Below are 14,812 nucleotides of genomic sequence, written 5' to 3'. Positions count from 1 at the left end.
TCTGAATAACAAAACACCACCGCCTAAGTTCCATTTACATACCGATCAGCAACCGGCCTCAGTAACAATCCGGCAGTCGGCAGGAGCAAGCACATTACCGTCAATAATGGTCTCTCCTATCCCCGCAGCCCTTATCGAACCGGTGCGCGGATTCTTCACACTCGTGATGCACGAATTCACCGTCGCCTCAAGCGATGAATCCTCAAACGCCAGATCAGCATCATCCGCCATCTCGCAGTCTTCCATCACAAGCCCCTCGCAATAACACAAAGGCTGAGTGCCGGAAATCCGGCAACGCACCAGACGCAGATTGCGCGAATGCCAGCCAAGATACTCACCGGAAAGCTCCGAATCATAGACCGTCACATTATCAGTATTCCAGAACGCATCCTTCGACTCAATCCTCGCATTGCGGATCACCACATTCCGGCAATACTGAAACGAATAATTCCCCCTCTGCAGATAACCGTCAATATCAATATCCTCGGAATGCATGAACAGATAATCGGCATTCCCCACCTCCACATCACGCAGCTTCACCCCGCGGCAATGCCACAGAGTCTCCTGCGCATCCGGAATCTTCACACGTGTCAGCGAAAGATTCTCCATCTCGCGAAACATCTTCGGAGCCTCGACCAGCGTATCGGTCATCACAAGATTCCTCGAATACCACAACGCCGCACGCGCCCCCGGAGTGAACAGACACAAACTGATCTCAAAACCGTCCACATGCCAGAAAGGATACTTCCCCTCAAAACGGCAGCCCTCGGCCACGACATCAGAACAACACTTCAAAGCCGACTCCCCGGCATGGACAGTCACACCCTCCAGCCGCAGACCCTTCGAAGCAAAAAGCGGACGTTCACCGCCGAATTCCTCATCACGGATAACATTCATAATCTCTTTATTCATCTTATTTACATTGCAAAATTACTAAAAAGTCAGAAAACACAGACCGGTCACCACTCGTCAACACACATCGCCGCCGGCCACACTGCAAAATTACAACCGCCCCGCCACACTCCCCATACCCTAAAAACGGAATTCACAACCCATATTCCCGATAAAATCCACCGCCCACAGCCCACCTTCCCTTCCCCACGTTCACACCCATCAGCCACAACATCCCACCCCACCTACCACATCAGCCCAACCCCGACCTCCGCGCCCATCTCCACACACCATCTCACACCCTTTCATATCCCCCTTAATACATATACATCCATTATCTATGCCCCTATCTATACTTGTACCTACCATCTATACCCGGTCTATCTATTCTATACCCGGTCCATATCCATCCCCGATACAACTATTATCTATACCAGCCAATATCCATCCACCTCGAGGCCAATCACCATACCTTCCATACCTAAAATTCATAATCCGACACCCTCTCAGCTCAAATTTTCAGCCATTTTTACCCATTTCAAGCCCATTTTATCCCATTTGAATGCCCATTTCGCCCCATTTGCCTAAAAAAATGCAAAAAAGCTCATTAAAAATTTGCAGGAATAAAAAAAACTCCCTACCTTTGCAACGCAAAACAAAAACGGTGCCATAGCTCAGTTGGTAGAGCAAAGGACTGAAAATCCTTGTGTCCCCGGTTCGATTCCTGGTGGCACCACCCAAGCAAAGATTAAATCGCTAATTCTCACAGAGTTGGCGATTTTTCTTTTAGTCACTACAGGGCGTAGTCACTATAATAGTCACTATCTAAATCGCTATAAACCACGATAAATCGGCTTGATTAAACTGTATTAAAAAGTAGCGTTTAATTCTAAACCCAATTAAATTCTACATTAAATTCTCTGCAAAATAATAGTGACTATCGGCGTGGTGCGCTGAGATAGTCACTACTTCATTCTTACATTGTAAGTCGGGTGCCGGACTGACGGTCGTCGATGTCATCGTAGCGGGAACGGTTGCCGACTTCGTGCTCGCGCTTGTAGCCGGATGAGCCGGAACTGACATTGAGGGAAGATAGTGCGTTGGCAAGATTGAATGTGAACACTTGCGAGATTTCCGGGGAGTAGTCCTGTGGACGGGAAGGGAAAATACGGACTCCGGCTTTGGATTGGGTATTCTGTTTTATCCTGTCTTTAACCGCCTCGGCATCCCTTCGAGTAAGATGCAGCATGGCTATTGACATCAGGAAGTCTTGTCTTGCTTGTTCATCGGCATGTAGAGAGCGGAACTTGGCTTCCTCCTCCGAAGTTAATTCGATCAAAGGTATATAGCCGTCAGTCAAGGCAGCGCGGAGGCAATAGTTGCCGTTTCTATGTTTGACAACTGCCATGCCCTTTATCCTCTCTTGATGGTTGTGTATAGGATAGCGTATGAGATATTCGGTCAGTATCTCCTCGGAGAACATCGTGGCCGCTATTGTCAGGCCTACATCTTCGCGCTCGTCGTCTTTCACGCCGTTATACCATGCGTACTGCCTCGGTGAGATTGGTTTGCGGTACGTCGAGCCGTCTTTGACATTGATGAGCATATAGTTCCCTCTGCTGTCTTTGCCCACCTCGACAGTGAACAGGTCGCGGTACACGTCAAGCGGCGATGGTTTCCTTTGTGGTTTGATGGCGAAATCAATAAGCTCCGACAGTTTCATCACCTTGCTGCCGTCGAAGGCAATCTTTTCGGCATGGTCGATTATACTGTAGCCTCTCACCCTGCCGTCCTTGTCCTTCTGAAAACTGATGTCTATACCAAACTTTGTCTTGAGAACATCGATAAGAGTCTGTATGCGCTGGCAGTTCTCCTCGCTCAACGGTTTGCCGTGGTTGTCAAGTATTTTGCGGATGTCGGTATTCAGTTTTGCTTTTACTGGCTTTCGCTTCTTACCTTTTGACACTTTGACATTATCGACATTTTGACATTTTCCCTCGGCTATCTCGCCCTTGTATTTCCGGATTATAGCGCGAAGCTGCGTAGCGCGGTCTTTGCGCTTCGGGCTGTTTTTGGTGATTCGATTGAGAATGTCGCCGATGGCGATATTTCCGGCATTGCCGCCACACTTGAACAGTCGGTAGCCATCGAGCGATTTCTCTATCTTGTAACCATGAGTCTTGACGATATTGGCAAACTGCCCCTCCGTTTCGTAGTCGTAGCCGAGAATTCGGTCGATATCTTTCTTGATGTCAGGAGAGAGTATGCGATTTGCGCACTCGTTAAGCCTGCGCCTGTCCTGATGGTCAGAAATGGCATAACCGTTAGGCTTTATTCTCGTCGAGAGAATATGCACATGGTTGTTGCCGGTATCATGGTGGGCGTAAACAAAATACGGCTGACGGGCATAGCCCATACCCTCCATAAGTTCACGCGCAAAGTCGGTAAGTTCTTCCGGCGACATGGCGCGTCCTTTCACGGAGGCCGACACGTGGAACTGGAAACGTGTTGTCTTTGTATTGCCGTAGGTCTTAGAGTTTTCTTTCATATACCTCTCGACTTCAGCCGAGGCATCAAGGCCGAAGCGGTGCAGCGTCTCGACATTGTGGCGCAACGCCTCGCTGACATTCTCCATCGCCATAAGGGTTGCCACACCATCAGCAATCTTCTTCTCGTTATATCGAGCGCCGGGGAAACCGCCGCCGGACACATCGTTGAGTTTCTTGACTATCATTTTCCTGATATTATCATGTTATAGAGGTATGTCAGCATCTGTTGGATTTTATCTGTACCCTCGCAAAACAGACCGAAGGGAAGAAGATCTGCCGCCCGCAACGAGTAAGGATTCATTTTCTGCTGCTCGTTGATGTGCTTTGCAACCTGATTGGTGTTGGTGCCGGTCCTTTCGATGAGCTTGATAGCGGACTTGATCAAAGCAATCATACGGGGATTGTCTCGGTCAGCCATCGGCTGCTCTTCATATTTGAGTGTGGCACAACGTACAAACGCACTCAGATTACCGTCGGTGTATCGGTCGGCTCTTGACTGCATTTCTGCGTGGGTCTGCGAATCGACACGTATTTTTATAGTGATGGATTTTTTATCCGGCATAGAGATTAACTTTTTAAGATATTATGGTTTGATAGATTGGTTGATTGAATATCTGATACAATGAAGACTATATGACTTGGTATAATGATTGCTTGATGATTTGATGAACTGATACCTTGATGATATAATATCTGGTTGTCTCGATTGTCTGATTATCCAATGCTCCATTACCCGATGACTTATTGTCCAATGGCTCATTATCATATTATCCAATGTATCGATTATCCAATGTGACGATGACCGATTAACCGAAGTATCACGGTTCATGATAAATGTGTTGCTTGATAATATATCAACCGCAGATTTTCAGTTTTTCATCATTCATTTTTCAGTCTATCATCGTTCACGGACAATGTATCATTAGATAAAAGACTGCGAGTTTCGAGCGGGATTGACCCTCACCTCGGGGGAGGCGGGATAGCCGTTGTGGACACAAGCGGCATATCTTGCAGAGCAAGTTCGATACTCCAAATCTGGCGTGAGCAACCGGGGTATCTCAGTCAGTTCGACATCGGTCGAAAATGTCATAATGTCAAAAGTTCATAGTGTCAGCGCATGGGTCATATTTTGCGATAGCAACCGTGTGACTTTTTCTTCACGAATCCTCGGCCTCCGTCTCTTAGGAATCTCTTGACCGAAGATTCCGAGATTCCGAGTTGCAGGGCTTCCCTGACTGCCTCGGCTGTGGTGAACGAATCCCTGAGGTTTCCGAGTAACTCGGTGAACCGGTTGTCAAGGATACCGGTTTCAATCTCCGGTGCAATCCGGCTCTCCATGTTTCTGAAATATTCGGTGAGCCTGATGGCGAGTTCGGCAGTTCCCGGTTCAATTTTATCCATGCCCGATTCTCCACAGATACAGTGCATAATCTGTATGACCAGGCAGAAGCGGACGAGATAAGTTTCCAGTTTGCCGCACAACGCCCTGACAGCATCCGAATCCGTTTCAGCATAGACCTTGTTATTGACCTCGTCTTTCCACTGAATTATGCGGAGCTTCGACTCTTGGGAAAACAGTAGCTCTATTGAGGTTGCTTTTCCCTCTTGGTCTGTTGAAGGAGTAGCGGCTACCACCTTTCGGATAATTCGCTCCCATTCTTCAAGAACGCTGTCAGGCATGGCGGTGTCGTTCCACGACGGCATCTTGTCAATTTCGGGATAGACTTTCAGGAATCGAGATGAAAAGCCATTCATCATTCGCTTGCCGCCGAACTGTTCGCCCAGACGACCGGGCTGTGTAGTGCCAATAATAGAACAATAGGGATTGGCGAGGAAGATATGCTCGTTGTTTGACTTTCGGCTGTACTTGAAAGGCGTACCGCTGAACAGACTGAGAAAGTAGCCCTCGTCCGAACCGTTGTAGCGGTTGAAATTGGAAAGAAGGCTGTCTATCTCATCCTTGTAAATCAGCACTCCGCGCGGATTGTCGCGCAAAGCTCCGATAAGAGCCTCTACGGTGGAATCAACCACTACATGGCATTTTCGCTTAGGCATCTTCATTTCTTCAGGAAGAGAATGTCTCTCACGCTGCTTTGCCGACATGCGTTCCCATCGGCGGTAGGTTTCCATCTCCTTGCAGTAGATCATGTCATACTCTCCGTCGAGTTTGAGAAGAGGTGCGACCGCCTGTTGCAATGGCGGAGTCTTGCCGCAGCTCGGCGAGCCTACAAGCACCATGTAGATTATCGGTCGGCTTACCCATCCTGTCATGAAGCGGACTGACCAAGTGTTGCCCATAGCAGCCGCGAATACTGTAAGGAATGAAGCCGAAGTGAAATCGACATTATAGTTCTCATACTCCTCAAGAGCCTCTATTATGTCGCGGATTGCTTTCGGAAATATCTCCAAAGGGAAAGAAGGAGTTTCGGTAGTTTTACCGGAATCGCTGGTAAAGGCAATGCTATCCTCCTCGATCAATCCACATCCGGCTTCCATCGGAAAACGTGGATGGTTATAATAGCCATTCGCTTTCATGATGCTCAGATATTGATGTTACGTTGTCCGAGGGCTTTGCGTACCTCATATTCCGGGTACATAATCTTGTTGCCGGTCTTGACAGGTTTGAGGATACCTTTATTTGCCCAGTGCCAGAGTGTGGCATCGCATACGCCAAAGAGTTCCTTTACCTCGGCTTTGGTGAGCATACGTTCTTTCTTGGCTGCCTCAACCATCGAGCCGAGTTCATCCTTTGCGCGGCGGATCAAGTCCTCCGAAAATGCTTTGAGGTCTTCGGCGTTCATCTCTACCTTGACATGGGCCCGACCCTCATTGAGCATATCTAATAAATCTCGCATTTTTGTTTTGATTGCCGACATTGTTCGACGCTTCTACTGGCGGCATAAGACAGAAACGCCACCGCTCCGAAATGGAACGATGGCGCAAAAGTATAGCGTAATTTCTTGGATTAAAAAGAATTGATGGTTCGTTAAGTTCGCGAACTATAAAACGAATCAAACGAATCGAAAAGAGGCTATTTCAGTCTACTCCATCTGGGTCAATTCGTAAAACATCGGTCTTTATAGAGTCAATAGCGAAGCGATGTTCTGGCTCGTCTTTGATAAATCGCTTACGATTGGGAGATAAGTCTTGTAGCGTGTTTACGCTCTTCTGCACCTGACGCTCGCCGACGATTTTGCATTCAGGGAATGTGGCGGATAATATCTCGACAAATCGTTTGACAGGTGTTGACGGATCCAGCTCGCCAGACTCGACAAGTGCGACATATAAGTGCGCTATGTCAACGCCACGGATATGTGTTTCTATCCATTTGCCAATGCGCTTAACAATCTCACTGCCGTGAGATGCCAAAAGGGAAAGAAGGTCATGAGGAAATCCCGCGTTCTCTATAATTTTAGCAGTCGGTTTAGACTCGTCGATGCCCTCCAACGCCCAATCAGCCAAATTGCCGTTATCTACACTCATGCGATAATCAAGATGCTCCTTCAAATCCTTGCGCGAGCGTCGTTTATCCTCTACCTCCCTCGCAAGAAATGTCTTCATGAACTTTGCAAGCTGCCACTGGTACTGTTTGTTGTCAATCGACTCTGCCGCTTCCTCAATATTATCTATCATCATTTCAGAAGAGCGTCCATATTTGAGCCATGCGGCAAAGGGCAACCGGTATTTAGCCCATTCGCTCCCTTCTGCCTGTTCGCCAAATATCTTCTCAGCAAAATCCGACTCTTGAAGAATCTTCAAAAGCTCATCCAAGTCCAGATTGTCAAGGTTAATCATATTCTCCAATCGCTTCTGAAACTCCGGCGACGAAAGAAATGCTGCTGCACCCAACAAAAACACCTCCAGCGAGTCCGCTTCGCCCATCGCCGCAGCAAACTCGCCATATTCCTGCGGATGCTCCTCCATCCACGCCTTCAAATCAATCTTTCCATCCTGATTGCCTAAGTTATCTTGCTGATTTTTCATAGTGAAATTTCTAATTCATAAAGTAATAACGCGCAAAGGTCAAAAAAAGATAATAGTACTTTGAACGATAACAGCGACAACACATAAGTTCCGACAAGCAGTGCAGTATCTTCAATCCAACCCTCGGACAAGCAACACCCGACCATGAGAACGAGCAACGCTCCCCGCGCAATCCAAAATTGTTTGTTGTTTTCTTGCATATAATACTGAATCAAGACATATAATCCATTATTAACGACTTGTTCTCTGCAAAACACTTACGAGCTCCAATGTTCAACGCTCCGAGTGCGCGTGTTCCACTCTCACTTAGATAAAAGAATGGATATTCGATTGTTGCTCTGAACATCTTACCCTTATATTTCAACATTATCTTGTACTCCTTTCTTACACCATCAAAGTTGATGCTTTTCATGGCGCATCCTTCCGGTAATAGTTTCTTTACCTTGCCTATAATGATATATTGCCTCATCCAATTCTCATATAGGAACATTCCGTTTGAAATAATGAATACTATGAAAAGAAAGATTAAACCAACCGAAATTGTGTGCCAAGAGATGCTTTCCTCATTATGCAAACCAATAATCAGCAAGATTAAACATAATATCAGGCTAATGGCTAAAGTCCATGAGATAGAGAATAACACGCTGTCTGATAGTGCATACTTGAAAAACGAATAGTAATCCGTTTTATCTCCACTCCAAAATCGTTTATCGGTCAGTTTCATCGTTCAAAAAATATAATTGCGAATGAAAAGATATAGAGTGCAACTACTAAAATCCACATACCGATTTTCCATCTCAGTCTTGTTTTATCTGGTAATTTCCCAAAACGGATATAATATCGTTCACTCCATTTCCCAAAGTCCGTGAACCAGACGAATATGAAATAAACAGCAAGTATAATCCACACCAATGTGAAATTATGCCATAGGAATATTATTGAAAGGCATAATGCCGTCACAATCCCACCATCCAAAAGCCTGACATCATAACTGCCGGGCATGGTATCTTTCTTGTTATTTCTACCGAGAGCCATCAATGCGTATGCACGTATCTTGACAATGTTGTTGAAAATGGATACAAATACATTTCTTATCTGAATGATTGCCTGTTCACGTTTGCACCAACGACTGATAGAAGTATAGCTGTCACTGAATATTCCGCTTTGAAACATACAGCGGTTTTTATTCTTGCGCGCTTCTCTGATTATCGCCAGAGCATCATCTTTTTTATCATTATGGATCAGAGCCATAAGATAAAGAAGTCGGTCGGGGTCATGATCCATCTTTGATTCATCGGGATAAAAGAGGTCGGCATCAGGGTTATCCGCTATAAACATTGTTATTGCAGCAGTTGCATCATTAAATACCTGTTCAAATTGATTTTCAAGCTTGCTCTTGTCGGTCGTTCCTTTAATATCATAAGTAGCCAGCACTTGCCCTGAAAGAGAGTATACTCCTGTTCCGCGCAGGCTCATAGGCTCTTTCTTGTTTTCAGATGCGTCCCATATATCCCACCATAAGTCATCGGCATACAAGGGTTTGACAGTGAGACGGGCTTCATCTGTCAGAAAAGATAGGCAGAAGAAGTAGCCACTATCAACCTTAAAGTTGATATAGGAACTTTGTCGAAAGCCATATTTGCGGCTCACGCTGCGCCTCACATCAGCTGCAATTTTCTGAATCTGCTTGCTTTTCACTTAGTGTTTTAACTTAAAAACGAATAGTATTTCTATTCTCCTTGGCCGACAAAACATCTGACTTTTCCACAACGAGCATCCCTAATTGAAGCTTATCGGAAAAATGTATTAATCCATCAGTAGAGTTTATTTTAACAGTAGGCAACGAATCTCCATTCTTATACTCGTTATTAGTCTGTTCATTATATATGGGTGATTGGATGTATGCTTTGTTACAGATACTGTCATATACTCCGAGAAATGGCATACCAATCCTTAAATCATTTTTATAGATTTCAAAAGAATCAACATCTATTTCCAGAACATAAACATCACGATACATAGTGCCATAATCGTAAAGTAAGTCTATTGAAACGACCTGACCGGAAAGATAATATTCAGAATTTGCATGATAGATTTCAAAAATCCTCCGTATGTCATTATTATTTGAGATTTGCCTGTGACAGCCAGAGGCCCACAATAGCATACCCATTATAGAAAATGCTAACGTAACAATAATGTATGTGCTTGTTTTATATTTCATATGCAAGTATTATAATTAATTACCTCCGTTTCCATCTATCATATCTTGTTTTGACACAAGGTCTAAAAACTCTATCTTTGCTATGTCTGCGGCAATAGGGATTAAAGTCAGTTTCACGTTATAATCTTTTCGTAAATCCTCAACACCAGAGTATTCACTAAGATTGAAAGTCCGACTGAATGATTTGCCATTATATCTGAAATAAATTTCACCAATACGAGATATTGAGTAACCGTTTAAGGGTGTTTCAATAGCAAAGCTGTCTTTCTGTTTTGCAATAATATTAAGAGTAGCAAAACTGATAACTGCCAATGAAAGGCTCGATAATGTTCCACCCTTGACCCATCGGCTTGACTTTGATTGTTTTGGCACTACGAAACTGCCGATTGTCAATAAACAAACGGCCCAAGTAGTCCAATCATACATCTGACAAGTAATAAGGAAGCCTCTCGACAACCATATCGCTATCCCGAATAATCCTATTATTGCCCAAAGGGTATAATCTATCGTCCGAGTGCGAACAGCCTTATATATCTCCGTGCCGATGACATAGATGATAATGGCTATTAATATGTATCTTAAGACTTCTTCCATATAAATTTAGAATGGAGTATAGTTATTGCTAAGTGGCAATTTATATTTGTAAAGGGCTGCGGTTCTTAATACGGACACAGATGTGTAGTTAAATACGAATTGTCTGTCGCGAGAGTTTAACTCGATTCTTTCTAATGCGGACGAAAAATTCTCAGGTAAAGGAGCAATTATAAAAACTTTGGATGTATCTGTGGCATAAACGCCAACATAATCATCCGATGAACGAATTTCGTTCCTCAATATCTCAAATCTTGTTGGCACTATCTCTATAAGGCAATAAGGGCCTCCGACTTCCTGCAGGTTAATTACATTCCCTTCAATGTAATATTCAACTCTTGCAAAATAGTTATCCTGACTATTTTTATAATCTTGAGTGAAATACGAGAATATTCCAACGAGGCAAATTAAAGCAATCAAGATGCATGCCAATCCACCCAATATCCATAACGATATTTTAATACCTTTCTTCATCGCTTGCCTCCTTTCCTATAAATACATTGATTTGGTACTACGTCTGATTCGGTATTGTATCCGGTGAAGAATGGCATTACATAATCCGTAAGGTCGTGCTCTATATCATCCCATAGATTCATCACATCGGTATCTGAAGTGATACTATACCATCGGTCTTCGTTTGTCGGCAATAAATCCCCGATTCTCTCCCTGACGGCGCACTCATATTCTTTTGGGAAAGCGGGTCCGACTCCGGTGTGCTTGAAATCCTCATGTTCAAGCCAAAATCGCTCTGTGTATATGCCGAGGTTGAGTGTGAATCGTATTTGGCGGGCATTATTCCATTTGTCATTCTGAATGTTCATGCAATAGCCTATCGAGCCGTTGCTCTTGAAGAAATGGTTGCCGCGCTTCTTGAAATCATCCTCCTTTAGGAAATCTGCAATCTTATCAAATATAAATTTGCGCTTCTCTTGAATATCCATTTTAGGCAATGATGGTTTATCAAATCGAATCATGATGCCTAATGCCAGTAAAACAACAGCCCCGAAGAATGGAGTGTGCCATGTAATAGTCCACTCGGTAGGACTGCTGTATCGACCGGTCACGATGCTGGTTGAATCAACGCCGGTTACAAACATGAAGATTCCTATGCAAAGCATTATCGCCGAGCATACCATAAGGATGATGAATCCTTGACGTTGAATCCTATTACCGTTGCGATTCATGTGCTAAAAGTTATTGCCTTACCATTGCTGTATTATGTAAATAACCGATATATAATCCAATAAAGAAAAGTATTGCTGAAAGGACTGGATATAAAATCGCGAGCGTTTGATACATGGTCTTATCATAAATATCATGCTCTTGGGCTATTGTTTTATATTGTTTTCTTCTCAAAAACAGCCACCATGAGACCGCCAATCCGAGAATGAACATAGCGAAAATGGTCATTTTTATATCATACTTCTGCAAAATGACAAGCCCTATCACGTCAGCAAAAATTGCTATAAAACCTACTATACCAAATAGAGGAACCAAGAGACACAGCACAGCCAAAACAGGCACAAAGGATTCATCATTTTCTTTGCGCTTCTGCCACCAATAATATTGGTAAAATAAGGCTCTTAGCAGTTTCATTTGAGTCTATTATCTGTAATTAAGCAAAGTTACAACTAATAATCGACATTCGGTGTGACAAATGTCCCATCAGGGTATGAAAATCAGCGCGGAGATTAGCCGTTACATAATCATTCAGCACCGACAGGTCAATCCTCGGCATGAAGTCGTTAAGCCGTGCATATTTCGGGGGTTGTTTCGTCTTATCCTCAGTTGTTCTTGTTGATTAGGTTGACGATGACTTTTACCATTGTGTCCTTTTCCTCAGTGCGGCTTTCGGCTATCATCAGGGTGAGGGCAACGAGTGTGTTGTCGGCGATGCGTTTGGTGCCGTCTCCGTTGTAGAGAATGCCGTTGCCGTTGAGAAACCACAGGAATAGAGTTGCGGCAATGCGTTTGTTGCCGTCGCTGAATGAGTGGTTTTTGGTAACAAGGTACAGGAGCATGGCAGCTTTTTCCTCCACTGAGGGATATAGGTCAACGCCACCGAAGGTCTGGTAAATCTGACCGATGGAGCTTTTGAAGGAATCGTCCTTTTCGTTGCCGAACAATGTGCTGCCACCGAATTTCTCATGTAACTCGCGGATGACTTCCATGGCGTTTTCGTAAGTGGCATGAAACGACTCTTTACCGGTGGTGTCCTCGATCTTCAGTTCCTGATAGTCGTAGCGGTCAAGAGTGTCGAGGGCGTATGTGTAATCGACAACAACATCGAGCAATGAACGGCTGTCCTCCGTAAGCCTTTCCTGATTTTGGATTGTGCGGCCGAGCACTTTTATCAACTGACTAAGCTCGTCATATTTCTGTGCAGCTATCCGCTCGTTTATGGCATAGCCTTGAAGAAGATACTGCTTCAAGATCTTATTTGCCCAGATGCGGAATTGAGTACCACGTTTGGATTTAACGCGATAGCCAACAGAGATAATAACATCAAGGCTGTAAACCTGAGTCGGTTTGTACTTCGACAGAGTATTATGCAAAATTTGCATATTACTCTCTTTCTCCAGCTCGCCTTCCTTGAAAACATTAGAGATGTGGCGGGCAATAACTGACTGATCTTTGTCAAAGAGTTCGGCCATCTGCCCTTGGCTCAACCATACGGTATCATTCTGAACTGTCACATCAATCGACATATTTCCGTCCGGCGCCTGATAGATTACGAGCTGTGAATTATTTGTTTCCATATTCAAAATTACAATTTATATTTTGATTTGTAGCTGTTTCCGAGTAATAATAGTCAAAATACTTCGGATTTTGCTCCGTTGACGATTGCGTCTATCTCGTCGGCGATTTCGTCCGAGGAGAGCTTGATATAGTCCATAAATGTCTTTTGGGTCTTATGTCCGCTGACGTGCATCATCTGTACGATGGAGTATTTGTGGGTTAGGTACATGTTGGTGATTCCGCTACGGCGGGCTGTGTGGGTTGTCACGCACTTGTAGCGAGGCATTGTCACCTCTCCCTTTTCGTTGTGCTCGACAACGAGCTTGCCGTCCTCCACCAGTTTCTTCTGCTTTTGAGTAAGTTTGGTTACTACCATCTTGGCTAAGTCGGGCACTTTATCGGACAACTCCTTCAGAATCTCCTTTATGTAGCGGTTGAGTATCACGTCAACAACATAAGGGAGATTGTAGTTGTATTTTTCGCATATAGCCTTTAGGTTGGGATTCATTATAGGAATCTTTACCTCGTTGCGGGTTTTCTTCTGAATGAGGCGTATTACCGGTGTTCCTTTGGCAGTAGTGGTGAAACAATCCTTGTCAATGTCGTTGTAATCGCTCACGCGTTGACAGGTGTAGCACCCGACAAGAAATATATCGCGCACCTCTTCCTGCTTGCCTGATAGTGGCATTTCATACAATGCCTGAAGCTCTGCTTCGGTAAGGTATATTTCAATAGCCTTGTCTTTCTCTTCAATTTTCTTTTTTGCGAAATATTGCAGGGCGCGGTCATTGTTGTGTATTCCGTCGGCATAGGCATAGCTGATGATTGCTCGTAGATCGACCAGGTATTTATTCTGCGCAGTCACCATATAATCTTTCTTCTCCATAAAGTTTAGGAATTTGGTGACGAATGCACGGTCTACATCATGCCATGTGTAGCGATGCTTTCTGTCAAACAGGTCATATAGTTTCCGAAAGCTATTCCATGCCTTCACAGTGCCTGGCGCGTATCTGTCATGACCATTAAGCCTGGCACCGCTCTTGATTTCATTGCAAAATCGGTCTATGAAATTCCATATTTTGGCGCGTTCAGCATCGATGCCCTCCTTTATCAGGCGCTCCTGCTCTTCCTTTATGCGTTCTTCCTCGCGTTGCCGTTCCTCCTCTTCACGCTTAGCTTTCATTATGGCTTCTGCTTTCTTCGGATTGGCGATAGAGAGGATCTCGGCCTCAACATGTGACTTATCGAAAGACATGCCCTCGACTTCCGACTTTACTACCAGTTCAATCCTATTGAGCGAGTCGTGTAGATTGAAGTTCGCCCTTTGATGTCGCATCCATTTTTCAGGACACGACAAAGCCTCTTTCCACTCTGCAACATTCACACGTATCTGAGAGGAAAAGAGCGTATCGACTTTGTGTTTCTTGTTCTGCACCCTAAAGAAAAGAGTTGCGATTTCGTTCTTCTCGTCCTGCTTGCGGATGAAGAACCGGGAAAGAGATTTTGCCATAGAATCCAAGGTTCGATTCCCTTATGAATCGGACACTGCAAAGTTAGTGACTTTTCCCGAATAGTCACTACAATAGTCACTATAATTTCTAAAATAGCCGCTATCTACCTAAATTGAGAATTGTTTAATTCGGCTTAATATCAGTATATTAGTATATATTTGAATTTAATCCGATTGATAATAGTTTAACATTTATATTGCTGGTGGCACCACGAAAAAACTCGACTTCGGTCGGGTTTTTTGCTTATATAGCAGATTATCAGCGGATTACTTACGCCCCGTCGGTAGTCAATTTTCAAACAATGTCGGCACAAATGTAGGCTCAAA

15 protein-coding genes and 1 tRNA gene are annotated in these 14,812 nt (G+C 44.2%); 1 reads left to right on the top strand and 15 read right to left on the bottom strand.

What is annotated here, in order from left to right:
* Positions 1–45: 45 nt before the first annotated feature.
* Positions 46–897 carry a DUF3737 family protein gene (locus C5O23_RS07115; protein WP_107032316.1) on the bottom strand — a complete coding sequence of 284 codons (852 nt, stop codon included), beginning with the start codon at positions 895–897 and terminating at the stop codon, positions 46–48.
* Between the two features lie 657 nt (positions 898–1,554).
* On the opposite strand from C5O23_RS07115, the gene C5O23_RS07110 reads away from it, so the two are divergent.
* A tRNA-Phe gene (locus C5O23_RS07110) sits at positions 1,555–1,627 on the top strand.
* 240 nt (positions 1,628–1,867) lie between these two features.
* On the opposite strand, the gene C5O23_RS07105 is transcribed toward C5O23_RS07110, so the two are convergent.
* From C5O23_RS07105 to C5O23_RS07035, 14 genes are all read right to left on the bottom strand, one after another.
* A complete protein-coding gene (locus tag C5O23_RS07105) occupies positions 1,868–3,625 on the bottom strand; it encodes a relaxase/mobilization nuclease domain-containing protein (protein WP_107032256.1) in 1,758 nt (585 codons plus the stop codon).
* Positions 3,622–4,002, bottom strand: coding sequence for a hypothetical protein (locus tag C5O23_RS07100; protein ID WP_107032255.1), 381 nt, complete (start codon positions 4,000–4,002; stop codon positions 3,622–3,624). Before C5O23_RS07100 ends, C5O23_RS07105 begins: the two co-directional genes overlap by 4 nt.
* A 560-nt stretch (positions 4,003–4,562) precedes the next feature.
* Positions 4,563–5,975, bottom strand: coding sequence for a DUF3987 domain-containing protein (locus C5O23_RS07095; protein ID WP_107032254.1), 1,413 nt, complete (start codon positions 5,973–5,975; stop codon positions 4,563–4,565).
* A gap of 5 nt (positions 5,976–5,980) precedes the next feature.
* On the bottom strand, positions 5,981–6,295 hold the full coding sequence (locus C5O23_RS07090) for a helix-turn-helix domain-containing protein (RefSeq protein WP_025077230.1): 315 nt from the start codon (positions 6,293–6,295) through the stop codon (positions 5,981–5,983).
* A gap of 181 nt (positions 6,296–6,476) precedes the next feature.
* The gene (locus tag C5O23_RS07085; RefSeq protein WP_107032253.1) at positions 6,477–7,424 is read right to left on the bottom strand and encodes a DUF6043 family protein; all 948 of its coding nucleotides are present in this window, start codon (positions 7,422–7,424) and stop codon (positions 6,477–6,479) included.
* Between the two features lie 211 nt (positions 7,425–7,635).
* On the bottom strand, positions 7,636–8,148 hold the full coding sequence (locus tag C5O23_RS07075; RefSeq protein ID WP_107032251.1) for a hypothetical protein: 513 nt from the start codon (positions 8,146–8,148) through the stop codon (positions 7,636–7,638).
* Positions 8,145–9,122, bottom strand: a complete 978-nt coding sequence (locus C5O23_RS07070; protein ID WP_107032250.1) for a hypothetical protein — start codon at positions 9,120–9,122, stop codon at positions 8,145–8,147. The genes C5O23_RS07075 and C5O23_RS07070 overlap by 4 nt, the downstream gene beginning before the upstream one ends.
* Before the next feature lie 13 nt (positions 9,123–9,135).
* On the bottom strand, positions 9,136–9,645 hold the full coding sequence (locus tag C5O23_RS07065) for a hypothetical protein (protein ID WP_107032249.1): 510 nt from the start codon (positions 9,643–9,645) through the stop codon (positions 9,136–9,138).
* A 15-nt stretch (positions 9,646–9,660) separates the two neighbouring features.
* Positions 9,661–10,239 carry a hypothetical protein gene (locus tag C5O23_RS07060; RefSeq protein ID WP_107032248.1) on the bottom strand — a complete coding sequence of 193 codons (579 nt, stop codon included), beginning with the start codon at positions 10,237–10,239 and terminating at the stop codon, positions 9,661–9,663.
* A 6-nt stretch (positions 10,240–10,245) separates the two neighbouring features.
* The gene (locus C5O23_RS07055) at positions 10,246–10,710 is read right to left on the bottom strand and encodes a hypothetical protein (RefSeq protein WP_107032247.1); all 465 of its coding nucleotides are present in this window, start codon (positions 10,708–10,710) and stop codon (positions 10,246–10,248) included.
* Positions 10,707–11,420: a DUF4304 domain-containing protein gene (locus C5O23_RS07050; RefSeq protein ID WP_107032246.1), complete on the bottom strand. Its 714-nt coding sequence runs from the start codon at positions 11,418–11,420 to the stop codon at positions 10,707–10,709. The genes C5O23_RS07055 and C5O23_RS07050 overlap by 4 nt, the downstream gene beginning before the upstream one ends.
* 10 nt (positions 11,421–11,430) lie before the next feature.
* Positions 11,431–11,832 carry a hypothetical protein gene (locus C5O23_RS07045; protein WP_107032245.1) on the bottom strand — a complete coding sequence of 134 codons (402 nt, stop codon included), beginning with the start codon at positions 11,830–11,832 and terminating at the stop codon, positions 11,431–11,433.
* Positions 11,833–12,020: 188 nt separating this feature from the next.
* Entirely contained in the window at positions 12,021–12,995 is a 975-nt protein-coding gene (rhuM, locus tag C5O23_RS07040) for a virulence protein RhuM/Fic/DOC family protein (RefSeq protein WP_107032244.1), read from the bottom strand.
* Between the two features lie 53 nt (positions 12,996–13,048).
* The gene (locus C5O23_RS07035; protein ID WP_107032243.1) at positions 13,049–14,485 is read right to left on the bottom strand and encodes a tyrosine-type recombinase/integrase; all 1,437 of its coding nucleotides are present in this window, start codon (positions 14,483–14,485) and stop codon (positions 13,049–13,051) included.
* Positions 14,486–14,812 lie beyond the last annotated feature (327 nt).

It is taken from the genome of Duncaniella muris (genome assembly GCF_003024805.1).
Lineage (GTDB): Bacteria > Bacteroidota > Bacteroidia > Bacteroidales > Muribaculaceae > Duncaniella > Duncaniella muris.
Note: the sequence above shows the minus strand (reverse complement) of the source record. Positions and strands in the feature narration are given on the sequence as shown.